At 74.1% G+C, this 21847-nt stretch carries 22 protein-coding genes; 10 read left to right on the top strand and 12 right to left on the bottom strand.

The genetic code is table 11. The features are described from left to right. Positions 1-47: 47 nt before the first annotated feature. From IEZ00_RS27785 to IEZ00_RS27770, 4 genes are all read left to right on the top strand, one after another. A complete protein-coding gene (locus IEZ00_RS27785) occupies positions 48-1493 on the top strand; it encodes an amidohydrolase family protein (RefSeq protein ID WP_189226300.1) in 1446 nt (481 codons plus the stop codon). An 83-nt stretch (positions 1494-1576) separates the two neighbouring features. Next, positions 1577-2761, top strand: a complete 1185-nt coding sequence (locus IEZ00_RS27780) for a CaiB/BaiF CoA transferase family protein (RefSeq protein ID WP_189226299.1) — start codon at positions 1577-1579, stop codon at positions 2759-2761. Next, entirely contained in the window at positions 2754-3560 is an 807-nt protein-coding gene (locus tag IEZ00_RS27775) for a citryl-CoA lyase (protein WP_189226298.1), read from the top strand. The genes IEZ00_RS27780 and IEZ00_RS27775 overlap by 8 nt, the downstream gene beginning before the upstream one ends. Positions 3561-3593: 33 nt before the next feature. Further along, entirely contained in the window at positions 3594-4454 is an 861-nt protein-coding gene (locus IEZ00_RS27770; protein ID WP_189226297.1) for a dioxygenase family protein, read from the top strand. 68 nt (positions 4455-4522) lie between these two features. Here the strand turns inward: IEZ00_RS27770 and IEZ00_RS27765 are convergent, their stop codons facing one another. The 7 genes from IEZ00_RS27765 to IEZ00_RS27735 form a co-directional block, all read right to left on the bottom strand. Next, positions 4523-5089, bottom strand: a complete 567-nt coding sequence (locus tag IEZ00_RS27765) for a snapalysin family zinc-dependent metalloprotease (protein ID WP_189226296.1) — start codon at positions 5087-5089, stop codon at positions 4523-4525. Positions 5090-5229: 140 nt separating this feature from the next. After that, positions 5230-5649, bottom strand: coding sequence for a hypothetical protein (locus IEZ00_RS27760; protein WP_372448478.1), 420 nt, complete (start codon positions 5647-5649; stop codon positions 5230-5232). Further along, a complete protein-coding gene (locus IEZ00_RS27755) occupies positions 5646-5810 on the bottom strand; it encodes a hypothetical protein (RefSeq protein WP_189226295.1) in 165 nt (54 codons plus the stop codon). The genes IEZ00_RS27760 and IEZ00_RS27755 overlap by 4 nt, the downstream gene beginning before the upstream one ends. 19 nt (positions 5811-5829) lie before the next feature. Then, on the bottom strand, positions 5830-6288 hold the full coding sequence (locus IEZ00_RS27750) for a GreA/GreB family elongation factor (RefSeq protein ID WP_189226294.1): 459 nt from the start codon (positions 6286-6288) through the stop codon (positions 5830-5832). Positions 6289-6391: 103 nt separating this feature from the next. Beyond that, positions 6392-6574, bottom strand: coding sequence for a hypothetical protein (locus IEZ00_RS27745; protein WP_189226293.1), 183 nt, complete (start codon positions 6572-6574; stop codon positions 6392-6394). Between the two features lie 11 nt (positions 6575-6585). Further along, a complete protein-coding gene (locus tag IEZ00_RS27740) occupies positions 6586-7845 on the bottom strand; it encodes an NAD(P)/FAD-dependent oxidoreductase (protein ID WP_189226292.1) in 1260 nt (419 codons plus the stop codon). 72 nt (positions 7846-7917) lie between these two features. Next, the gene (locus IEZ00_RS27735; protein ID WP_189226291.1) at positions 7918-9477 is read right to left on the bottom strand and encodes a PucR family transcriptional regulator; all 1560 of its coding nucleotides are present in this window, start codon (positions 9475-9477) and stop codon (positions 7918-7920) included. A 210-nt stretch (positions 9478-9687) separates the two neighbouring features. Between IEZ00_RS27735 and IEZ00_RS27730 the strand changes: the two genes are divergently transcribed. Then, complete coding sequence (locus tag IEZ00_RS27730) at positions 9688-10359, top strand: GntR family transcriptional regulator (RefSeq protein WP_189226290.1); 672 nt, start codon at positions 9688-9690, stop codon at positions 10357-10359. A gap of 44 nt (positions 10360-10403) precedes the next feature. On the opposite strand, the gene IEZ00_RS27725 is transcribed toward IEZ00_RS27730, so the two are convergent. Both IEZ00_RS27725 and IEZ00_RS27720 read right to left on the bottom strand, forming a co-directional pair. Further along, complete coding sequence (locus tag IEZ00_RS27725; protein ID WP_189226289.1) at positions 10404-11273, bottom strand: aldo/keto reductase family oxidoreductase; 870 nt, start codon at positions 11271-11273, stop codon at positions 10404-10406. Positions 11274-11363: 90 nt separating this feature from the next. Then, positions 11364-12566 (bottom strand): cytochrome P450, encoded by a 1203-nt coding sequence (locus IEZ00_RS27720; RefSeq protein ID WP_189226288.1) that lies wholly within the window; start codon positions 12564-12566, stop codon positions 11364-11366. Between the two features lie 141 nt (positions 12567-12707). Between IEZ00_RS27720 and IEZ00_RS27715 the strand changes: the two genes are divergently transcribed. Then, entirely contained in the window at positions 12708-13364 is a 657-nt protein-coding gene (locus tag IEZ00_RS27715) for a TetR/AcrR family transcriptional regulator (protein WP_229796151.1), read from the top strand. A 13-nt stretch (positions 13365-13377) separates the two neighbouring features. On the opposite strand, the gene IEZ00_RS27710 is transcribed toward IEZ00_RS27715, so the two are convergent. Beyond that, the gene (locus tag IEZ00_RS27710) at positions 13378-14649 is read right to left on the bottom strand and encodes an RNA polymerase sigma factor (protein WP_189226286.1); all 1272 of its coding nucleotides are present in this window, start codon (positions 14647-14649) and stop codon (positions 13378-13380) included. 5 nt (positions 14650-14654) lie between these two features. Continuing rightward, on the bottom strand, positions 14655-15002 hold the full coding sequence (locus IEZ00_RS27705) for a YciI family protein (protein ID WP_189226285.1): 348 nt from the start codon (positions 15000-15002) through the stop codon (positions 14655-14657). A gap of 255 nt (positions 15003-15257) precedes the next feature. Here IEZ00_RS27705 and IEZ00_RS27700 point away from each other — a divergent pair, with 255 nt between their 5' ends. Then, a complete protein-coding gene (locus IEZ00_RS27700) occupies positions 15258-15905 on the top strand; it encodes a response regulator transcription factor (RefSeq protein WP_189226396.1) in 648 nt (215 codons plus the stop codon). Next, positions 15902-17185 carry a sensor histidine kinase gene (locus IEZ00_RS27695; protein ID WP_189226284.1) on the top strand — a complete coding sequence of 428 codons (1284 nt, stop codon included), beginning with the start codon at positions 15902-15904 and terminating at the stop codon, positions 17183-17185. Before IEZ00_RS27700 ends, IEZ00_RS27695 begins: the two co-directional genes overlap by 4 nt. A 29-nt stretch (positions 17186-17214) precedes the next feature. On the opposite strand, the gene IEZ00_RS27690 is transcribed toward IEZ00_RS27695, so the two are convergent. After that, positions 17215-18762, bottom strand: coding sequence for an aromatic amino acid ammonia-lyase (locus IEZ00_RS27690; protein WP_229796150.1), 1548 nt, complete (start codon positions 18760-18762; stop codon positions 17215-17217). A gap of 62 nt (positions 18763-18824) precedes the next feature. Here IEZ00_RS27690 and IEZ00_RS27685 point away from each other — a divergent pair, with 62 nt between their 5' ends. Both IEZ00_RS27685 and IEZ00_RS27680 read left to right on the top strand, forming a co-directional pair. Then, a complete protein-coding gene (locus IEZ00_RS27685; protein ID WP_189226283.1) occupies positions 18825-20378 on the top strand; it encodes an NAD(P)-binding domain-containing protein in 1554 nt (517 codons plus the stop codon). Further along, a complete protein-coding gene (locus tag IEZ00_RS27680; RefSeq protein WP_229796149.1) occupies positions 20368-21831 on the top strand; it encodes a class I adenylate-forming enzyme family protein in 1464 nt (487 codons plus the stop codon). Before IEZ00_RS27685 ends, IEZ00_RS27680 begins: the two co-directional genes overlap by 11 nt. Positions 21832-21847 lie beyond the last annotated feature (16 nt).

Here is a 21847-nt window from a genome sequence, read left to right as displayed (position 1 = left end):
CCGCATCGTGGTCACTCGACCGTGCGACGATGCCGAGGAGTAGTCGGATGAGCGAGCCCGCCGACGACCGCCGCCCCCTGGTCCTGCGTGGGGGCACCGTCCTCACCCTCGACGCCGGGCGCCGGGTGCTGCCCGACCACGACGTGCTGGTCGTGGGCGACCGGATCGCCGCGGTCGGACCGCGGCTGCCTGCCCCCGACGGCGCGGTGGAGATCGACGCGACCGGCGGCATCGTCATGCCGGGCATGATCGACACCCACCGGCACCTGTGGCAGACCGCGATGCGCGGCTACGGCGCCGACTGGACGCTGACCCAGTACTTCGTCTGGTACTACCTGGAGTGGGGGCGGGTCTTCCGCCCGGAGGACGTCTACGCGGGCAACCTGCTGGGCGCGGTCGAGGCGCTGGACGCGGGCGTGACCACGACGGTCGACTGGTCGCACGGGCTGCGGACCACCGAGCACGCGGACGCCGCGGTGGACGCCCTGCGCGCGGTGCCCGGCCGGTTCGTGCTGGCCTACGGCAACATCCACGACGCGCCCGCGTCGTGGACGGCCACCCCCGAGTTCCGGGACTTCTTCTCCCGCCGGACCACCGGTGACGACATGCTCGGCTTCCAGCTGGCCTTCGACGTCACCGGCGACCCGGCCTTCCCCGAGAAGCCCGCCTTCGAGGTGGCCCGCGACCTCGGGCTGGCGGTGACCACCCACGCGGGCGTCTGGGGCGCCACCGGGGACGACGGCATCCGGCTGATGCACGAGCACGGCTTCATGACGCCGGGGACGGTCTACGTGCACGCGGCCTCGCTGTCCGCCGACTCCTACCACCGCATCGCCGCGACCGGCGGCTCGGTGTCGGTGTCGACCGAGAGCGAGCAGAGCGCGGGCCAGGGCTACCCGCCCACCTGGGCCATCCGCGCCCACGGCATCCCGGTGTCGCTGTCGATGGACACCTCGGTGTGGTGGAGCGGGGACCTGTTCTCCGCCATGCGCGCCACGCTCAGCGCCGACCGCGCCCGCGAGCACCTGGCGGCCCACGCCGAGGGGGAGACCGTCACGCACTCGGCGCTGCGGGCCGAGCAGGTCGTCGAGTGGGCCACCCTGGGCGGGGCGCGGGCGCTGGGCCGCGAGGCCGACCTGGGCAGCGTCGAGGTGGGCAAGAAGGCCGACCTGGTGCTGATCCGCAACGAGCGGTCGCCGGTGATGTTCCCGCTGCTCAACCCGTACGGCCACGTCGTGTTCCAGGCCCAGCGCGGCGACGTGGACACGGTGCTGGTCGACGGGCGGGTGGTCAAGCGCGACCACCGGCTGGTGGGCGTCGACCTGGCGGCGGTCCGCTCGCGCGTGGAGCGGACCGTCGAGCACCTGCGCGCGGAACTCGGCGAGGAGGCGTGGCGGAAGGGGATGAACCCGGACGTCCCCACCGCCGAGGTGCTCGACAACCCCTACACCTACACCGACTACCGCAGCGCGACCACTCACGGCCAGGGCTGACCGGTCTTGACGCCGCCCACGGGGTGACCGATGCTCAATTCAACGGACGATCGTCCGCTGTACGGACAACAGTGCGGATCGGGATGACGGACAACAGTGCTGCCCCAACCACCGCGGGACCGCTCGCGGGAATCCTGGTCGCCGACTTCTCCAGGGTGCTCGCGGGCCCCTACGCGACCATGCTGCTGGCCGACCTGGGCGCCGAGGTGGTCAAGGTGGAGGGGCCGCGCGGCGACGAGACGCGCACCTGGGTGCCCCCGGTGCGCGACGAAGTCTCCACCTACTACCTCGGCGTCAACCGCGGCAAGCGCTCCATCGTGCTGGACCTGCGCGAGGAGGCCGACGCGCGCCTGGCCCGCGAGCTGGTGCGGCGAGCGGACGTGGTGATCGAGAACTTCAAGCCCGGCGGCATGGCCAAGTACGGCCTGGACTACGACAGCGTGCGCGCGGACAACCCGGCCGCGGTCTACGCCTCGATCACCGGGTTCGGCTCGGGTGCGGGCGGGCACGTGCCCGGCTACGACCTGATGGTGCAGGCGATCTCCGGGCTGATGAGCCTCACCGGCGACCCCGACGGGCCGCCCTACCGCGCGGGCATCTCGGTGTTCGACGTGATGGCGGGCAACCACGCCGCCATCGGCGTGCTGGCCGCGCTGCGCCACCGCGAGGCCACCGGGCGGGGCCAGCACGTCGAGGTCAACCTGCTGTCCTCGGCGCTGACCGGCCTGGTCAACCACAGCTCCGCGTTCGTGGCGGGCGGCACCGTGCCGTACCGGATGGGCAACGCCCACCCCAGCGTCTTCCCGTACGAGCCGCTGCCCACCGCCGACCACGACCTGATCGTCGCCGCGGCCAACGACGGCCAGTTCCGCAAGCTGTGCCAGGTGCTGGGGCTGCCCGAGGTGCCCGACGACCCGCGCTTCGCCCGCAACGCCGACCGCACCCGCAACCGCGATCAGCTGCGCCCGGTGCTGGTCCAGCGGCTGGCCACGCGCGGCGCGGTCGAGTGGTTCGACCTGCTCGTGGCCGCCGGGGTGCCCTGCGGGCCGATCAACACCATCGACGGGGGGTTCGCCATGGCGGAGCGGTTCGAGCTGGACCCGGTGGTCGTGGTCGGCGAGGGCGAGCGCGCGGTGCCGACCACACGGCACCCGATCCGCTTCTCCGAGACCCCCGCCGTCTACCGGCTGCCCCCGCCCGACCTCGACGAGCACGGCGCCGAGCTGCGCGCGTGGCTGAGCACTCCGAGGGAGGAGCGCCGTGGCTGACCGACCGGTCTACCGGACCGCGCTCGGGGCGTCGTCCCCGGACCGGATCACCCTGCTCGGCCACGACCTCGCGCGGGAGGTGATGGGCGAGGTCGGCTTCGGCGAGCTGGCGTTCTGGCTGGCCACCCAGCGCCGCCCGAGCAGGGGCCAGACGCGGGTGTTCGAGGCGGTGCTGGCCGCGCTGGCCGACCACGGCTTCACCCCGACCGCCATCGTCACCCGGCTGACCTACCTGTCCGCCCCCGACTCGGTGCAGGGCGCGCTCGCGGCGGGCCTGCTCGGCGGCGGTTCCCGCTTCCTGGGGGTGACCGAGGACTGCGGCCGGTTCCTGCACGACGTGCTGACCCGCGCCGAGGGCGGGCCGCCGACCGACGACGCGGGCTGGGACGCGCTCGCGCTGGCCACGGTGCGCGCGCGGCGCGAGGCGGGGCGGTTCGTGCCGGGGCTGGGCCACCACGTGCACAAGGACGGCGACCCCCGCACCCCCCGGCTGATGGCCATCGCCGCCGAGGAGGGGCTGTTCGGACCGCACCTGGCGCTGTTCGCGGCGATCGGCCGCGTGCACCCGCGGGTGCTCGGCAAGCGGTTGCCGCTCAACGGCGCGGGCGTGTGCGGCGCCGCGCTGGCCGATCTCGGCCTGCCGCTGGAGCTGCTGCGCGGGTTCGCGCTGCTGGCCCGCACCGCCGGACTGATCGGGCAGCTCGCCGAAGAGCTGCGCCACCCCGTGGGCAACGACATCTTCCTGTCCGTGGACCTGAACAACGCCTCCGTCGACCCGGACCCCTACCGCCCTTCCTGACGACCCGCCCGGACCGAACCGCAGGAGACAGCAATGCAGCTGGTCACCGAGGACAACATCACCGAACTGGCCGTCCGGCGCTGGGCCACCGCGCGCGACCCGCGCACGCGCGAGCTGCTCACCGCCCTGGTCCGGCACCTGCACGCGTTCGCCCGCGAGGTCCGGCTCACCGAGGCCGAGTGGGCCGCCGCCATCCGGTGGCTGACCGCGACCGGGCAGATCAGCGACGACAAGCGGGAGGAGTTCATCCTCGCCTCCGACGTGCTCGGGCTGAGCATGCTGGTGGTGCAGCTCAACCACCGCCTCGACCCGGCCGCGACCCCCGCCACCGTGCTGGGGCCGTTCCACGTCGACGGCTCGCCCGAGCTGGGGTTCGGCGGGGACATGTCCGACGGCGTGGCCGGGACGCCGCTCTACATCACCGGCACCGTGCGATCCCTGGACGGCACGCCGGTCGGCGACGCGGTGCTGGACGTCTGGCAGGCCGACGCCGACGGCAACTACGAAGCCCAGCTGGGGGAGGTCGACGAAGCCCGGTTGCGCGCGAAGTACCGCACCCGCGCAGACGGCGCGTACTGCGTGCGCACCATCACGCCCAAGGGCTACTCGATCCCGATGGACGGCCCGGTCGGCGACCTGATCCGGCAGACCGGGATCAGCCACTTCCGGCCCGCCCACGTGCACTTCCTGCTCGCCGTGGACGGGTACCGGCCGCTGATCACCCACCTGTTCCAGGAAGGCGCGCAGTACCTGGACAGCGACGTCGTGTTCGGCACCAAGCAGGAGCTCGTGGTGGCCTTCGAGCCGCGTGAACCGGGCCCCACCCCGGACGGCGGCGAGTCCGCCGTGCCGTGGGTCCAGGCCCGGTACGACTTCGTCCTGCAACCCGCCTGAACCGCGCGCCGCCCGGCGGCGCGGCCGACACCGGCGCGGTGTCGGCCGCTGTCCCGGCGCGCGGGTCGTCAGTACACGAAGCACTCCGCGCCCGAGTAGCCCGCCGCGCGGACCTCGACTCCGGCCAGTCGGCCCGCGAAGTTCCGCTCCACCTGGGCCCGCTCGGCGGCGTTGGGCAGCTCGTTCTTGCACGAGGTCGGGGCGCTGGACCCGGACATCAGGTCCGCGCACAGGCCGGTCCGCCGGTCGGGCAGGCCGAGGATGTGCCCGATCTCGTGGGTGGTGATCCGGGGCCGGTGGTAGCCCTGCTCAACGGCTTGGCGTCCCATGTAGACGGTGCCGTTGCCCAGCGAGCTGACGTAGGCGCGCGGCCAGCCGTCGTCGGCGAGGACGCGGATGTTGGTGGGCGTGCCGGAGCCGCGCTTGACCAGCCGGACGTTGCTCACCGAGCTGTTCCAGTTCGTGGCGGCCTTGTCCCAGTCCGCGGCGAACTCCTGGGCCTGGCTGGTGTCGTAGTACAGGGTGAGCGCCTGCGCCTGCGGCTGTGCCGCCGCGGTGGGCGCGGCCACGCCGACCAGCGGCAGCAGCAGTCCCAGCGCGGCCACGGCGACGCGCGCGGCCTTTCGCACGATCATGGTCGTCTCCTCGTGTGCAGGGTGCGGGGAGCGTCGTGGGCAGAGAACTCCCCGCGTTCCAAGCAACCAGGAGCGGCCGGGTGCCACCAGACCCGTAAGCGGGGTCGTGTTGACCGGGCGTGCTGCTGTGAACGGACGCCTCACACGGCGGACAGCGCCAGCACCCCGGAGGTGACCAGTGCGGCGACCTTCACCACCTCGGCGGCGACGTAGGCGTGGTGGGCGCGGGACCGGGGCGGCGTCTCGCCCGCGAGCACGCGGTCGGAGCGGCGGTTGAGCACCGGGCGGATCGCGGCCAGCTGCAGCACCAGCACGCCCACCGCGACCCCGATCGCCACCACGACCCGACCGGGCACGTCGCCCGCCGCGACCGCGACGACGACCACGGCCGCGAGCACCGCCTCCGCCGCGTTGAGCCCCCGGAAGACGATCCGGCCGATGCCCAGGCCGATCGGCACCGTCACGCCCGGCGCGCGGAACTTCAGCGGCGCCTCCAGGAACGAGATCGCCAGCACCATGCCCAGCCACGTGAACAGGGCGCCTGCCGCCACGGCGGTCACCGCGCGTCCTCCTCGGGGATCGGCGCGCCGCACCGCCCGCACACCGCGGGCGGCTCGTCCTCGACGAACAGCCCGCACTCCGGGCACACGCGCTCCAGCCAGCACACCGGGTCGCCGCCCTGCTCGCGGACGGGTGGGGAGCCACCCTCGTCGTTCGGCACCGCCTCGCCCCCTCGCTCGCTACGGCCTGGCAGGTTCCACCGATTCTAGGAAGTGCGTGTACGGCACCGCGTCGAGCAGGGTGACCCGCACGGTCCGGCCGCTGGGGACGGGGTAGTGGCGCTGCTCGCCGCGGCGGGCCCCGGTCAGCGCGGTGCCCAGCGGCGAGTCCGGGGAGTACACCTCGATCTCGCCGTGCTCGGCGTCGCGCGCGCCGAGCAGGAACGTCTCGGTCTCACCGGTGTCGTCGTAGCGGACGGTGAGCACCATGCCGGGCTCGGCGACCCCGTCGTCGGGCGGGTCCTGGCCGACCACCGCCTTGGTCAGCAGGTCCTGGATCTGCCGGATGCGCAGTTCCCGCTGGTGCCGGTTCAGGGTGGCGTGCTCGTCGTGGCCGTCGGCGGCGTGCGGGGTCATCAGGGCGACGAGCTCGGCGCGCAGCCGCTCGTGGGCCTGGGGCGTGAGCCAGGTGCGGGTCATGGTCGTCTCCGTTGTGGGTAGGGGTGCCGTCAGGGCGGCCGGAGGAGGGGCCGCCCTGACGGCGGGGGGTCCGTGGGGTCCGGGCGCTGATCTGCTCCGGGCCTCACAGACTGGGGAGGTGGCTGGAGGGGGCGCCGCGCCGCAGCAGCGCCTCCATGTCCAGGGCGTAGCCGCTGGCCACGCGCATCAGCACGTCGCGCTGGACCCGCAGGAAGGCGTTCTCCGCCCGCAGCCAGTCCAGCTCGGCGCGCTCGTCGTCGGTCAGGTCGCCGTGCGTGTCGCTCATCGCGGCGCCCCTCACCGCAGCGGGTCGAACTCGCGCAGCGCGGCGGGCTGCTTGCCGGTGGTGACCTGCTCGGCCAGCAGTCGCCCGGTGACCGGGCCGTGGGCCAACCCCCACATGCCGTGCCCGCCCGCGACGTAGACGTTCGGCACGCGCACCGCTCCGATCAGCGCCCTGCCGTCGGGGGTGACCGGGCGCGGACCGACCCAGACGTCGTCGCGCTCCTCCCAGCGCACGCCGTCCAGCAGCGGGCGGGCCGACGCGATGATCGCGTCCAGCCGGGCGGGCACGCCGGGGGCGTCGGGATCGCGGAACTCCATCGTGCCCGCCACCCGCAGCCTGCCCTGGTACGGGGTGCACGCCACCCGGACGCCGGGCAGGTAGACCGGACCGGGGACCGGGCGGTCCACGGGCACGCTGAACGAGTACCCGCGACCCGCCCGCACCGGCACCCGCACGCCCCACCGGTGGGCCAGCCGGGACAGCCACGCGCCGGTGGCCACTACCGCGACGTCGGCCGCGACGGCCCTGCCCTCGCGCGGGTGGACCGTGACGCCCCTGCTGTAGGTGCGGATGTCGACGGCCTCGAACAGCCGGATGGTCGCGCCGCGGGCGACGACGGCGCGGGCGAGCGCCTGGACGAACCCGCCGGGGTCGACGTAGCGCTGCCCCTCCACGCGCACCCCGGCGGTGAGCGCCGGTGACGCCAGCGGCACGTGCTCGCGCAGCTCCTCGGCGGACAGCTCGGTGTGGGCGACGCCCTGGCCCGCGTCGGCGAGCCTGCGCAACTCCCGCAGCAAGCCCTGGGCCTGCTGCGGGGTCCGGAACGCCGCGGTGATCGGGGCGTCGACCGTGGGCGCGTGCACGCCGTTGGCGGTGAGCACGTCGAAGGCTTCCGCGCACTCATCGTTGAGCGGCAGGTTGGCCCGCGCCGCGCGGGTCCACGACGACCAGCGGCAGTGGGCGGCGAACCGCGCCAGGAACGCCCACAGCGAGGGATCGGCGGTCAGCGGGACGTGCAGCGCGGCGGTGGGGTCCAGCAGCGAGCGCAGGCCGTAGCGCAGCACGCTCGGCTCGTTGAGCGGGATCGCCAGTCCGGGGGCGATCCACCCGGCGTTGCCCCACGAAGCCCCGGCCGCCACCCCGGTCCGGTCGACCACGGTCACCTCGACCCCGCGCTCCTGCAGGAACCACGCGGTGGACAGGCCCACGACCCCCGCGCCGACCACGACGGCCGTGCGCGGTCCGCTGTCGCTGCGCCCGACGCCGACCATGACCACCTCCAGACCCGGAACCCCGTAGGCACCAGGGTGGACCGCGCACCGGCGGCGGTTGTTGTCCGTTCCCTACAGTCGGGGCGGAGGTTTCTGTTCGTCCTCCACAACGTCCTCGGTGGCCGCGAGGTCGATGATCATGGCCAGCCGCTTGCGCGCGTCGCCCAGGTCGAGTGAGGTCACCTCGGCCATCTTGCGCAGCCGGTAGCGCACGGTGTTCTGGTGCACCCCCAGCCGCTCGCCCGCCTCGGCGGGGTCGCCCTGGGCGTCCAGCCACGCCCGCAGCGTCGCCGCGTAGTGCGTGCCGTGCTCGCGGTCGTGCCTGCGCAGCTCGGCCACCGGACCGCGAGCGGGGGTCCGGCCCGCCCTGGCGGCGGCCCGCAGCCGCTGCAGCAGGATGTCGTCCCACGACTCGTCGTAGGAGGGCGGCGGCGCGTCCTGGGCGCGAGCCTCGTGCAGCGCCAGGCACTCGTCGGCTTCCTGCCTGCCCGCGGGCAGGTCGGCCGCGCCCGCCATCCCGCCGATCCCCGCCCACAGCGCCACTTCGGCGGGCAGCGCGGCGCGCAGCGCGTCCACCCACCCGCGTGCCGCCGCCACGTCCTCGCCGGGCAGGACCGTGTAGAGCGTGTTGCCGGCCAGTGCGCTGCGCCCCGGCCGCGACCAGCCGAAGCCGGTGGTGGCCCGCTCGAACGCCAGCAGCAGCGGTGCGTGCCGCTCCGCTCCGACGTGCGCGCGGACCGCGATCACCCGCAGCGGCCCCGGTGGCAGTCCCAGTCTGCTGACCACCGTCGCCGCATCCGCGGTGCCCTCCAGCAGTCGGATCACCAGGTCCGACTCCACCTGCCGCTCCAGGTCCGCGCTCGCCCGCGAGCGCAGCAGGTGCAGCGCCACCGTGCGGGCGCCGTCGACCAGCGCGGCCCGCCGCGCGCCCTCCAGCGGTCCGCCGCACGTCACCCACACCGACCCCAGCACTTCGCGGCCCGCGCGCACCGCCACCACCGTCCGGCCGGTCAGGCCGTGCTCGGCGTCCCGCTCGACGAACAGCGGCTCGTCCGAGGCCGCCAGGTGGGCGGTGACCCCGCGGGCGTCGAACAGCTCCCGCAGCCGCTGCGGCGCCTGCCGTCCCAGGATGGTCGCCGACCTGGCCGCGTCGGCCCGCTGCTGCGACCGCGAGTACGCCAGCACCCGCCACGACCGGTCCTCGATGGTGACCGCGCCGCCGACCGCGTCGGCCAGGCTGTCGGCCAGCGCGAACAGGTCCGTCGGCCCCCGCCCGGAGGCGGTCTCCCGGCCCTCCAGCACCAGCCCGTAGACCACCCCGGCCAGCTGGCTCCACGGCACCGAGGGGTCGACCACCATCACCGCGACCCCCTCGGCGGTGCCGACGGCCGCGGCCTCCCGGTCCACCTCCGCCCCGCCGTGCACCAGCACCACGCCCGCCCGCGCGGCCACCGCCCAGGCCACCGCCTGGTGCACCGACTCGGCGCCGACGGCGAGGAACACGTCACCGCCCACCGCGCCCGGCTCGCGCACGGCCACGCTGCGCAGTTCCAGCGACCGCGACACCGGGCAGCACGCCAGCCGCACCCCGTAGCCACCCAGCACGTTCACCAGGCGGTCCAACCGCACCATGAGCCACTCCCGTCAGCTGGCCCAACCGTAGAACGGCTCAGGGCGCGACGGAGCACGAGGACTACCTCAAATCACTCTATTACTTCAGTGTGGAATAAATACACCAATGGGGAGGCTGATCGGTGAGAAAACGCCAAAAGATCGACATAGACTATAATCTCTGCCTCCGATGCCGAGGTGCTCTGGCCGTGGCCAGTGAGGGCGGTGGCCGTGATCGAACCCGTGGGACTGATCGAGACCAAGAGCGACTTCGCCTACCACGACGTCCGGCGCAGGATCTTGTCCGGTGAGCTGGCTCCCGGCTCGGTGATCAACCAGGGGCCGCTGGCGCAGGCCATCGGCATCAGCACCACGCCGCTGCGCGAGGCGCTCAAGCGGCTCAAGGCCGAGGGGCTGGTCGAGCTCGGTGCGCACCGCGACGCGCGGGTGGCGCCGCTGCGCGCGGAGGAAGCCCGCGATCTGCTGGAGATGCGCCTGTCCCTGGACCCGTTCGCGGCGGGCCTGGCCGCCGGGCGGCGCACCGAGGACGACATCCGGCGGATGCGGGACGCGGCGGGAGGGCTCGGCGCGCTGCCCGGCAACCCGGCCTACGAGGCGCTGGCCGCCCACCGCCGGTTCCACGCCGCGATCTACCACGCCTCGCGCAACGCGCTGCTTACGCAGACGCTGGACGGGTTGTGGGACAAGGCGGACCGCTACCGCAGGCTGGCGCTGGAGACCGAGCCCGACCCGGAGCAGCGGGCCCGCGCCGATCGCGAGCACGCCGCCCTGCTGGAGGCGGTGGTCGCGGGGGACGCCGAGGGCGCGACCCGGATCATGCGCGAGCACGTCGAGGGCAGTCTGGGCGCACGGGTGGTCCGGCGGCTGGCGGAGCCGCGCTGATCGGTGTGGTGGGTCGCCGCGACGCCGGGTGGGCTCGGGTCGGCTCAGCCCGCGATGCGGTCCAGCGCGGCCAGTTCCTCCTCGGGGATGGTCAGTCCCGCGCCCGCGACGTTCTCGCGCAGGTGGGCGACCGACGAGGTGCCGGGGATGAGCAGGATGTTCGGGGAGCGCCGCAGCAGCCACGCCAGCGCGACGGCCAGCGGGGTGGTGTCGAGGCGGGTGGCGACCGCGTCGAGCTCCTCGGACTGCAGCGGGGAGAAGCCGCCGAGCGGGAAGTAGGGCACGTAGGCGATGCCCTGCGCGGCGAGGGAGTCGACGAGGGCGTCGTCCTCCCGGTGGGCGATGTTGTAGAAGTTCTGCACGCAGACCACGGGTGCGATGGACTGCGCTTCGGCGATCTGCTCGGCGTTGACGGTGCTCAGGCCGAGGTGCTTGACCAGTCCTTCGCGCTGCAGTTGCGCGAGGGCGGAGAAGGGTTCGGCGATCGAGCCGGGTTCGGGGCGGTCCAGGCCGCCCACGCGCAGGTTGACCACGTCGAGGGCGTCGAGGCCGAGGTTGGTCAGGTTGTCGTGCACGGCTTGGCGCAGTTGCTCGGGGGCGAGCGCGCGTGGCCAGCCGCCCTGGGCGTCGCGCACCGATCCGACCTTGGTCACGATGCGCAGGTCGTCGGGGTAGGGGTGCAGCGCCTCCTTGATGATCTGGTTGGTGACGTGCGGGCCGTAGTAGTCGCTGGTGTCGATGTGGGTGATGCCCAGTTCCACGACTTCGCGCAGCACGGCCACGGCGGCGTCGCGGTCGGCGGGCGGGCCGAACACGCCGGGGCCCGCCAGTTGCATCGCGCCGTATCCGACCCTGGTGACGGTCAGGTCGTCGGCCATGGTGAAGGTCCCGCCGGGGAGCGCGGTCGATGTCATGTGAGCGCCTTTCGTCCGTCCGAGGTCTCCAGGGTGCCTGGTGATCCCGTGTCCGGCACCGCGCCCGGCGGGGGGCGTGGTGCCTGGTGGTCAGTCCCAGGTGATCGACATGCGGGTGGGGCCGGACAGGGACAGGCCCTGCTTCCACTCGACGCAGGCGTCGGGGTCTTCGGCGAAGCGCAGGCCGGGCAGCCGTCGCAGCAGGACTCGCAGGGCGATCTGGAGTTCCACCCTGGCCAGCGGAGCGCCCAGGCAGTGGTGTGCTCCGTGGCCGAAGCCCACGTGGGAGGCCTGTTGGCGGGTCAGGTCGAGCCGGTCGGGGTCGGTGTAGGCGGATTCGTCGCGGTTGGCGGAGTTCAGCGAGGCCAGGACGGGTTCGCCCGCGCGCACCAGCACGCCGCTGAGCTCGACGTCCTCCAGGGCGTAGCGGGGGATGCTCGCGCCGACGCCGAGCGGGACGTAGCGCATCAGCTCTTCGACCGCGAGTGGTACCAGTCCGGGGTCGGCGCGCAGGCGTTCCAGCTGGTCGGGGTGGGTCAGCAGCACGTACACGAAGTTGGGGATCTGCGAGGCGGTGGTCTCGTGTCCCGCGACGAGCAGCGTCTCGGCCAGTGACAGCATCTCGTCCTCGGAGAGGCGGTCCTCGTCGTCGCGGGCGGCGACCAGGCCGCTGAGCAGGTCGTCGGTGGCGGTCCGGCGGCGTTGGGCGATGAGGTCCCGCACGTAGCCGCGCAGTTTCCCGACGTTGTCGCGGATCTGTTCGGGGGTGAACTTGGTGGTGGACAGCACGGCGTCGGACCAGGTGCGGAAGTCCGCCCGGTCGTGGAGGGGCACGCCGAGCAGTTCGCAGATGACGGTGATGGGCAGTGGCAGGGCGAAGTCCTCGACCAGGTCGGCCGGTGGGCCCTGGGTGAGCATCGAGTCGACCAGTTCGTCGGCGATCCGCTGGACCCGTGGGCGCAGCCGCTCGACCCGGCGGGTGGTGAACGCCTTGGCGACCAGTCTGCGCAGCCGGGTGTGGTCGGGTGGGTCCAGGCTCAGGATGTTGTCGGGCGGGGTGGGGTGGGGGCGCAGTCGTGGTTGGTCGCGGCCCGCGGCCCCGGCCCGGCTGAACCGGGGGTCGCCGAGGACGGTCCGGACGTCCTCGTACCGGGTCGCCAGCCACGCCGGTTCGCCGTAGGGCAGTTGTACCCGGACCAGGGGTTGCCGGGCTCGCAGCGTCGACAGCTGCGGGTCGGGTTCCAGGCGGTCCGGTGGGGTGAACGGGTAGGGCCTGGGTTCCGCGGTGGTCATCGTCGGCTCCTCGGGAGGGGTGCGTTCCACCGTACTGATTAAGTCAGATGATTGTCTGCTTACTTTCCGATATACCTCCGTGACTCTTTGTATAGATAGGTCATCGCGACCGCTGGGCCGGGTGGGGAGAGGATGACCGGCGTGAACAGCGACACGTCGTCTTCGCGGCCGGGTTCGCGTCAGGAGCAGGCGGAGGCCACTCGCGCGCTGCTGCTGCGCACCGCCGAGCGCCTGTACGCCGAACGCGGGCTCGCGCAGGTGTCCAACCGGCAGATCGTCGAAGCCGCCGGGCAGGCCAACAACTCCGCGTTGACCTACCACTTCGGCACCCGCGCCGACGTGATCCGCGCCATCGCCCTCGCCCACGCCGAACCGATCGGGCGACGCCTGCGGCGCAGGGTCGAGGCGACCAGGGGGTCCGCCGATCCCCGCGAGCACATCGCCTGCCTGGTCCTGCCGCACACCGAGCACCTCGCCGAGCTGGGCGTGCCCAGCTGGTACGCCCGGTTCGCCGCCCAGGTCGCCACCGACCCGGCGCTGGACAGCGGCGTGCGCGCGGACCCACTGCTGGTGCCCTACGTCGAGGAGAGCCTGGCCGCGGTGTGGGCCCTCGCCCCCGACCTGTCGCCCGCCGAGGTGGCGCTGCGCACCCAGGCGGCGCGGCTGGCGATCATCCACACCTGCGCCCAGCAGGAGCGCGTCGCCGCAGGCACCGGTGTGCCCGCGGACTGGGCGTTCGTCGGCGAAGCGCTCACCGACGCGGTGACCGGCCTCCTGCTCGCCCCCCGCCTGCGGTGAGCGGGCCTCCTGCTCACCGCTCGCGCCGCCGCGCCGCCTCCAGCCTGCGCCGCAGCAGCGCGCGTTCGGGCTCGGTGCCCGCCAAATCCAGCGCCTCGCGGTAGGACTCGGCGGCCTCGGCGTGGCGGCCGAGCCGGTGCAGCAGGTCGGCCCTGGCGGCCGGGTAGGGGTGGTGGTCGCGCAGCAGCGGCTCGCCCGCCAGTTCGTCGAGCAGCGCGAGGCCCGCTCGCGGGCCGTCGCGCATCGCCACCGCCACCGCCCGGTTCAGCGCGACGACCGGGGAAGGCGCCAGCGCGAGCAGCACGTCGTAGAGCGCGACGACCTGGGGCCAGTCGGTGGCCTCCAGCGACGGGGCCTCGTCGTGCAGGGCGGCGATCGCGGCCTGCACCCCGTACGGGCCGGGTGGGCCGCCGGTCAGCGCCACGGGCACCAGCCCCAGGCCCTCCTGGATCATCGGGCGGTCCCAGCGGGCCCGGTCCTGCTCGTGCAGCAGCACCGGTTCGCCCTCGGGGCCGGTGCGGGCGCCGCGCCGGGCGTGGACCAGCAGCACCAGCCCGAGCAGCCCCGCGACCTCCCGCTCGCGGGGCAGCAACCGGCGCAGGATGCGGGCCAGTCGGATGGCCTCCTCGGCGAGGTCGAGCCGCTGCAGGTGCGGGCCCGCGCTGGCCGCGTAGCCCTCGGTGAAGATCGAGTAGACCACCTGGAGCACGCCGGGCAGCCGCTCGGGCCACTCGTCCGCGCCCGGCACGCGGAAGGGGATGCGGGCTTCGCGGATCTTCCTCTTGGCCCGCGTGATCCGCTTGGCCATCGTCGCGGGCCGCACCAGGAAGGTCCGCGCCACCTCGGGCGTGGTCAGCCCGGCCAGGCAGTGCAGGGTCAGCGCCGCGCGGTCCTCGGCCGCCAGCGCCGGGTGGGCGCAGGTGAAGAACAGCAGCAGCCGCTCGTCGGGCAGCTCGCCGCCCGCCCCCGCCTCCGCGGCCGGGACCGGGCCCGCCCGCTCCGCCTCCACCCGCAACAGGGCCAGCCGGGTGGCCAGGACCTGGTCGCGCCGCAGCCGGTCCACGGCCTTGCGGCGCGCGGTGGTCACCAGCCACCCGCCGGGGCTGGGCGGGACGCCCTCGACCGGCCAGCGCGCCAGCGCGGCCTCGACCGCCTCGGAGGTGACCTCCTCGGCCAGGTCCAGGTCGCCGAAGCGGCGGACGAGGGCCGCCAGGAGCCTGCCGCGCTCCTCCCGGAACACCGCCTCCACCGACGCCACCGGCGACCCGGCGGTCCGCTCGTCCACCGCGCTCAGCCCCCGAACCCGGCGACCGGGCGGACCACGACGGCCCCGTCCCGCGCGCCGGGGCAGCGCGCGGCCCAGTCCAGCGCGGCGTCCAGGTCCGGCACGTCGATCACGTAGAAGCCGCCCAGCAGCTCCCGGCTCTCGGCGAACGGCCCGTCGGTGACGATCCGCCCGCCGTCCTGGCCGACCCGCACGGTGGTGGCGGTGACCAGGTCGGCCAGCGACTCCCCGGAGACGAAGATCCCGGCCTCCCGCACCTGCTTGTCGTAGGCCACCCAGTCCTCGACCGAGCACCCGGCCGCGCCGCCGTTCTCGTCGACGGCATCGGCCATGATCAGCAGCATGTACTTCACGGTCTGACTCCCTGGGTCGTGTCCCGCTGTCGTGCGGCGGGGCCGCCGCACGACATCACCACGAACGGGACACCGCCGAATGGACAGCGGCCCGGAGGAATCTTCCCCGCGATCGTCGGGCGGCGCGGGAAGGCCGAACTTCGGAGTTTGCTGTCAATCACGCACAGTGATCCATTCGTCGCTTGACGAGATCAAGTCCGGTGGGATTCTGACGGTGTGCTGGCCACCGGACGAAGACCACCCGGCCCTTGCAGGCTGCTGCTGGTCGAGGACGACGACGAACTCGTGGAACTGCTCAGCGGCGCGCTGAGCGACGAGGGCTATGACGTGGACGTGGCCACGGACGGTCAGCGGGGGCTGCACCTGGGCCTGACCCGCCGCTACGACGTCGTGGTCATCGACCGCGGGCTGCCCGTGCTGGGCGGGCTGGACCTGCTGGTCCGGCTGCGCTCCAAGGAGGTCCGGGCCAGGGCGCTGCTGCTGACCGCGATGGGCACGGTGCGCGACCGGGTCGACGGCCTGGACGCGGGCGCCGACGACTACCTGGTCAAGCCGTTCGACCTGGACGAGCTCAGCGCCCGGATCAGGGCGCTGAGCAGGCGTGCGCTGGAGGCCACCGGCGTGCTGCGCGTCGGCGCGGCGCACCTGGACCTCGGCCTGCGCGAGGTCGTGCTGCCCGACGGGCAGCGGGTGGGACTCGCGCAGCGCGAGTTCGAGCTGCTGCGGGTGCTGGCGAGCCGACCGGAGGCAGTGCACTCGCGGACGCGGTTGCGCCGCGAGGTCTTCCACGAAGCGCCCGCACCCTCCATAGTGGACACCTACGTCTACTACCTGCGGCGCAAGCTGGGCCGCCAGGTGGTGCGCACGGTGCACGGCCGGGGCTACCGGCTGGGCGCGCTGTGAGCGGGTCGTGGGCCCAGGCCGAGCGGGCCGCGGTCCGGCGGGCGGGGGTCAAGGTCGGCGCGCTGACCGGACTGGTGATCACCGCGGTGGTCGCGCTGGTCGGCTGCATCGCCTACGGCGTGCTGGTCCACCGGCAGGACGACCGGGTGTGGCGGGAGCTGCGCTACAACGCCGAGCGCGGCGACCCGGCGGCCCCGCCCCCGTGCACGTGGCTGTTCACGCTCGACGACGCTCCGGCGCGGGGGCCCGCCGGGTTCCCGCTGCGCGAAGACCTGGAAGCGGTGCGCGCCTCGCGGTCGGCCGTGGAGCGCACCGTCGAGCGCGACGGCACCTCGTACGCGGTCCGCACGCAGCCCCGCGGCGGCGGCGCGGTCCAGGCCGTCGCCGACCTGCGCTACCAGCTGGCCGACCGGCGCTTCCTGCTGGCCGCGCTGGCCGTCGGCGAGCTGGTGGGCCTGCTCGCCGCGGTGGTCACCGGCGTGGTCGTGGGCAGACGGGCGGTCGCGCCGCTGGCCGAGGCGCTGGCCAAGCAGCGCCGGTTCATCACCGACGCCAGCCACGAGCTGCGCACCCCGGTGGCCAGGGCGTACACCAGGGTGCAGGTGCTCAGCCGCCGCGCGGTGGCGGCGGCCCTGCCGGTGGAGCACCTGGCCGGGCTGGACCGGCTCGCGGGCTCGATCCGCCGGTTCGGCGAGATCATCGACGACCTGCTGCTGTCCGCGCGGCTCACCGCGGACCCCGCCGACGCCGACCGCGGACCGGTCGACCTGGCCGAGGTCGCCGAGTCCGCGGTGGCCGCCGAGGCCGAGCGCGCGGCGGAGCGGCAGCTCACCCTCACCGTCGACCGCCCGGACGGGCCCCTGCTGGTCAGGGGCGTGGACTCGGCCCTGCGCCGCGCGGTCGGCGAGCTGCTGGCCAACGCGGTCGGGCACACCCCGCCGGGCGGCCGGGTCGCGCTGAGCATGGGGCGGGCCGGGGGAGTGGTCGCGCTGACCGTGGCCGACACCGGTGACGGGTTCGACCCGGCCTGGGCCGACCGGCTGTTCGACCGCTTCCACCGCGGACCAGGGGCCGGGGAGCGCCGGTACGGGCTGGGCCTCGCCCTGCTCCGCGAGGTCGTCACCAGCCACGGCGGCACGGTGGAGGCCGTCGGCCACCCCGGTCGCGGCGCGGAGTTCACCATCCGCCTGCCAGGGGTCGCGCAGGTCCCCGCTCCTCGCGGTGGCAAGCCCGCCAGTCGCGCGCCCGGACACCGCGAGTCGCGCGTTCGCGCACCCTGAGTCGCGCGTCCGGGTCGCCGGGGAGGCGGTCACCGGGCGGGCCGAGTGGTGCTCGCGGGCGCGAGCCGGGCGTCCAGCGCGGTGACCAGCTCGGCGGCCCTGCGGACCTCGGCGTCCAGCGGGCGGTCCGGGTCGACCGGCGGGATCGCCTCGACCAGCGCGTCCAGCAGCCGCGCGCAGCCGGGCGCGGTGGGGCGGCGAGCGCCGACGTGCGCCGCCTGCCGCAGGCCCAGCGCCAGCGAGCCGCACAGCAGGCGCAGCAGGGCGGCGCCGTCGTAGGCGCGCAGCGCGGCCTGCGTGCCGAACGGCACGACGTCCTGGTTGTGCAGGTTGGTCGGCAGGCTCTGCGTGCTCGCGGGAGTGGCGGTGCGGCGGAGTTCGGCGATGAACGCCGTGGTGGCCAGCTGCACGCCCTGCAACCCGTGCTGCTGGCCGGGACCGGCCGCGAGCATCGGTGGCAGGCCGCCGTTGCGGGCCGGGTCCACCAGCAGGTCGAGCTGCCGCTCGGCGAGGTTGCCGACCTGGGCGGTCACCAGTGCCAGCACGTCGGCGGCGAACGCGGCGGGCTGGCCGAAGAAGTTGCCGCCGTGCACCACCGAGCCGTCCTCGGGGAAGAACAGCGGGTTGTCGCTGACGCTGCCCAGGTCGGCCCGGATGACGCCGTCCACGTAGCGCAGGGCGTCCTCGGCCGCGCCCAGCAGCTGCGGCGAGCAGCGGATGCTGTAGGGCTCCTGCAAGGCGCGCGTGCCGCTGGGGGTGAGCCCGGCGAGGACCCCGCGCATGTCCTCGGCGACGGCGCCCGCGCCCGCGTGGCCGTACGCGCCGAGCAGGCGCGCGTCGAGGAAGCCGGGATCGCAGCCGAGCAGGTCGACCAGCAGGCAGGTCAGCGCGCACACCGCGCGGTGGCAGGCCCGGATCTCGGCCAGTGCCAGCGCCGTCGCGGCGGTGGTCAGCGAGGTGCCGTTGACCAGCGCGAGGGCGTCGCGGCCGTTGAGCGACAACGGGGTCAGCCCGGCCAGGCGCAGCGCGTCGTCGGCGGGCATCCGCCGCCCGTCGAAGTGCGCGTGGCCCCGGCCGCGCAGCGCCTGGGCGGCGTAGGCCAGCGGGATCAGGTCCCCGCTGGCGCCGACCGAGCCGTAGCGGGGGATCGCCGGGACGAACGTGGTCGCGAACATCGCGGCGAGCCCGTCGACCACGTGCGCGGACACCCCGGACACGCCCTGTGCGAGGGACCACGCGCGCACCAGGAGCGCGGCCCGGCTCACCTCGGGCGGCAGGTCCGGTCCCTGCCCCGCGCCCAGGTGGGCCAGCGTGTTGTCGCACTGGTCGGCCTCGTCCTGGCGGCCCGCGAACCCGACGAGGGCGCCGAAACCGGTCGTCGCGCCGTAGACCGGGCGGTCCTGCTCGCGCAGCACGGAGCGCAGGAACTCCCGGCCGCGCTCCACCCGGTCGCGCACGGGGGCGCCGAGCACCACGGGCACCGGTGCCGCGGCGCGGCGCAGGTCGGTCAGGCTCAGCGGGGCGCCGAGGTCGATGGGGCCTTCGGCGGAGTTGTCGGCAGGCACGTTGCTGGGCACGCCCCAGACCCTAGGGACGTGATCTCAGAAGGCTCTGAGATCACGCCAGTAACTTCCCCGGCATGACGCACGACTACCTGATCATCGGGGCCGGGCCCGCCGGGTTGCAGCTCGCCGCCCACCTGGAGCGTGACGGTCACGACTACCTCGTCCTGGAGCGCGGCAGCGGTCCCGGCACCTTCTTCACGCGGTACCCGCGCCACCGCAAGCTGATCTCGATCAACAAGGTGCACACCGGCTCCCAGGACCCGGAGCGGCGGATGCGGATGGACTGGAACTCGCTGCTCAGCGACGACCCGGAACTGCTGTTCACCCGCTACAGCGAGCGGTACTTCCCGGCCGCCGACGATCTCGTGCGCTACCTGTCCGACTTCGCCTCGAAGACCGGTGTGCGCGTGCGCTACGACACCGACATCACCCGGATCAGCAGGGACGACAGCGGTTTCACCGCCACCGACCACAGTGGACGGACCTGGCGTGGGCGGCGGCTGGTGATGGCCACCGGGGTGTCCCAGCTCTACCTCCCGCCGATCCCCGGCATCGAGACCGCCGAGCGCTACGACACCTTCGACACCGACCCGGCCTCCTTCACCGGCCAGCGGGTCCTGGTGATCGGCAAGGGCAACTCCGGGTTCGAGACCGCCGACGCGCTGGTGGAGAAGGCCGCGGTCATCCACCTGGCCGGGCCGCACTCGGTCAAGCTGGCCTGGCAGACGCACTACGTCGGGCACCTGCGCGCGGTGAACAACAACTTCCTCGACACCTACCAGCTCAAGTCCGAGAACGCGGTCCTGGACGGCACCGTGGAGAGCATCGAGCGCCGCGACGACGGCCGCTACCGGGTGGTGTTCCGCTACGCCCGCACGGTGGAGAAGCTGCGCGAGCTGTTCTACGACCGGGTGATCGCCTGCACCGGCTTCCGCTTCGACGCCTCGGTGTTCGACGAAAGCTGCCGCCCGGCGCTGGTCATCAAGGACCGCTTCCCCGAGCAGACCCCGGCCTACGAGTCGACCACCGTGCCCGACCTGTACTTCGCGGGCACGGTGACCCAGCAGCGCGACTTCAAGAAGTCCACCAGCGGGTTCATCCACGGCTTCCGGTACGGGGTCCGGGCGCTGCACCGCATCCTGGCCAGCCGCTACCACGGCGAGAACTGGCCCGCGGAGAAGGTCGAGCCCACCCCCGAGGCCATCAGCGACGCGATCATCGCCCGCGTGAACCGCTCCTCCGCCCTGTGGCAGCAGTTCGCCGTGATGGGCGACGTGGTCACGGTCGACGATTCCACCGCGCTGTACCAGGAAGAGGTGCCGACCGCCTACATCGCCGACGGCGGCCTCGGCGACGCCGAGCACCGGTTCGTCACCACGCTGGAGTACGGGCCCGACCACGACAGCGTCGACCCGTTCGACATCTCCGTCCCGCGCGTGGCGGAGAACGACGCCGCCAACGCCCACGACGCGAGCTACCTGCACCCGGTGGTGCGGTACTACCGCCACGGCGCGCTGGCGGGCACCCACCACCTGGCCGAGAACCTGGAGAACGAGTGGAACCTGCCGTCGGTGCACCAGCAACCGCTGGCGGTGTTCGTCAAGGGGTGCCTGGCCAGTGACGGGTGAGCCCTACCCCCGGCGCGTGCTGGACCTGCTCGCCGCGGCGGGCGACCGGACCGTCTTCGAGCACGGCGCGCGCGGCACCAGCGGGACCGGGCTGCTCGGGCTGGTCCGGCGGCTGGCGGCCGGGCTGCGGGCGGCGGGCATCGGGCCGGGCAGCGGTGTCGCCGCGGTCGTGGGGGTCAACGCCGAGGCGTTCGCGGCGATCCTGGCCTGCCACGTGGTCGGGGCGCGGGTCGTCGGTGTGCGGCCGGGACTGACCGACCGCCAGCTGCGGCAGGTCATGGGCCTGCACGTCGACGCGGTGGTGACCGACGCCGCCACCGAGCCCCCGCACGCGCCGAGGACCCTGACCGTCGCCGAACTGCTGACCGCGCCCGAGGAGGAGGGCCCGCTGCGCCTGTCCGGCCGCCCGCACGACGTGGCCAGGCTCATCTGCACCAGCGGCAGCACCGGCGACCCGAAGGCCTGCGCGCAGACCTACGCCGCGCTGGGCGCGGCGTGGACGGCCCGACCGGAGGCGTGGCCCCCCGCGATCCGGGAGCTGGCGCCCCGACTGCGGCGCTACCTGGTCTTCGGCTCGTTGAGCAGCCAGGTGATGCTGGAGTACGGGGTGCTCTCGATCGCCGCGGGCGGGACCATGGTCGTCGCCGACCAGCCCGCCTTCCCCCGCGCGCTCACCGAGCACCGGGCGTCCGCGAGCGTGATCACCGTGCCGCGGCTGCGCAAGCTCGTCGCCGCCCAGCGCACCGCCCCCGTCGACCTGAGCGGCCTGCGGGCGCTGGTGGTGTCCGGGTCACCGCTGGAGGCGTCCGCGCACCGCGAAGCGCTCGACGTGCTCGGGCCGGTCGTCTTCCACGGGTACGGGCAGAGCGAGACCGGCACGATCTCCATGGCCACGCCGTGGGACACCCCCGGCTCGGTCGGGTTCCCGCCCGTGGACGTGGTGGCACGCGGCCCGGACGGCGAACCGGTGCCGTCCGGTGTGGACGGTGAGCTGTACGTGCGCACCCAGGGGCAGGCCACCGGCTACTGGGCCGATCCGGAGGAGACCGCGCGGGTGTTCGTCGACGGCTGGGTGCGCACGCGCGACCTCGGCCGCTTCGACGCCGACGGGCGGCTGCACCTGGTCGGGCGCACGCGGGACGTGGTCATCGTCAACGCCAACCTCTACTACACCGGGCCGATCGAACGGCTGCTGGCCACCCACCCCGACGTCGCGGAGGCGCACGTGGTCGGCGTGCCCGACGAGGACACCGGAGAGGCGGTGCACGCCTTCGTGGTGCCGTCGGCGGGGCGGACCCCCGACGTGGCCTCGTTGCGGGCACTGGTGGGCGAGCACCTCGGCCAGGCGTGCGTGCCCGCGCGCATCGCGGTGATCGACGAGGTGCCGCTGGCGCCCAGCGGGAAGCCGGACAAGCGACTACTGGTGGCCGCCCACTCGGCAGGCCGCCGCTGACCGGGGGCGGCCCCGG

Origin of the sequence: Saccharothrix coeruleofusca, from assembly GCF_014648515.1 — a bacterium.
Classification (GTDB): Bacteria; Actinomycetota; Actinomycetes; order Mycobacteriales; family Pseudonocardiaceae; genus Actinosynnema; species Actinosynnema coeruleofuscum.
Note: the sequence above shows the minus strand (reverse complement) of the source record. Positions and strands in the feature narration are given on the sequence as shown.

Bases quoted from the DNA above. Each gene is read 5' to 3' on its own strand.
- IEZ00_RS27785 (WP_189226300.1), top strand. From the start codon at position 48: ATGAGCGAGCCCGCCGACGACCGCCGCCCCCTGGTCCTGCGTGGGGGC.
- IEZ00_RS27685 (WP_189226283.1), top strand. From the start codon at position 18,825: ATGACGCACGACTACCTGATCATCGGGGCCGGGCCCGCCGGGTTGCAG.
- IEZ00_RS27745 (WP_189226293.1), bottom strand. From the start codon at position 6,574: ATGAGCGACACGCACGGCGACCTGACCGACGACGAGCGCGCCGAGCTG.
- IEZ00_RS27725 (WP_189226289.1), bottom strand. From the start codon at position 11,273: ATGACATCGACCGCGCTCCCCGGCGGGACCTTCACCATGGCCGACGAC.
- IEZ00_RS27770 (WP_189226297.1), top strand. From the start codon at position 3,594: ATGCAGCTGGTCACCGAGGACAACATCACCGAACTGGCCGTCCGGCGC.
- IEZ00_RS27780 (WP_189226299.1), top strand. From the start codon at position 1,577: ATGACGGACAACAGTGCTGCCCCAACCACCGCGGGACCGCTCGCGGGA.
- IEZ00_RS27720 (WP_189226288.1), bottom strand. From the start codon at position 12,566: ATGACCACCGCGGAACCCAGGCCCTACCCGTTCACCCCACCGGACCGC.
- IEZ00_RS27735 (WP_189226291.1), bottom strand. From the start codon at position 9,477: ATGGTGCGGTTGGACCGCCTGGTGAACGTGCTGGGTGGCTACGGGGTG.
- IEZ00_RS27740 (WP_189226292.1), bottom strand. From the start codon at position 7,845: ATGGTCGGCGTCGGGCGCAGCGACAGCGGACCGCGCACGGCCGTCGTG.
- IEZ00_RS27750 (WP_189226294.1), bottom strand. From the start codon at position 6,288: ATGACCCGCACCTGGCTCACGCCCCAGGCCCACGAGCGGCTGCGCGCC.
- IEZ00_RS27765 (WP_189226296.1), bottom strand. From the start codon at position 5,089: ATGATCGTGCGAAAGGCCGCGCGCGTCGCCGTGGCCGCGCTGGGACTG.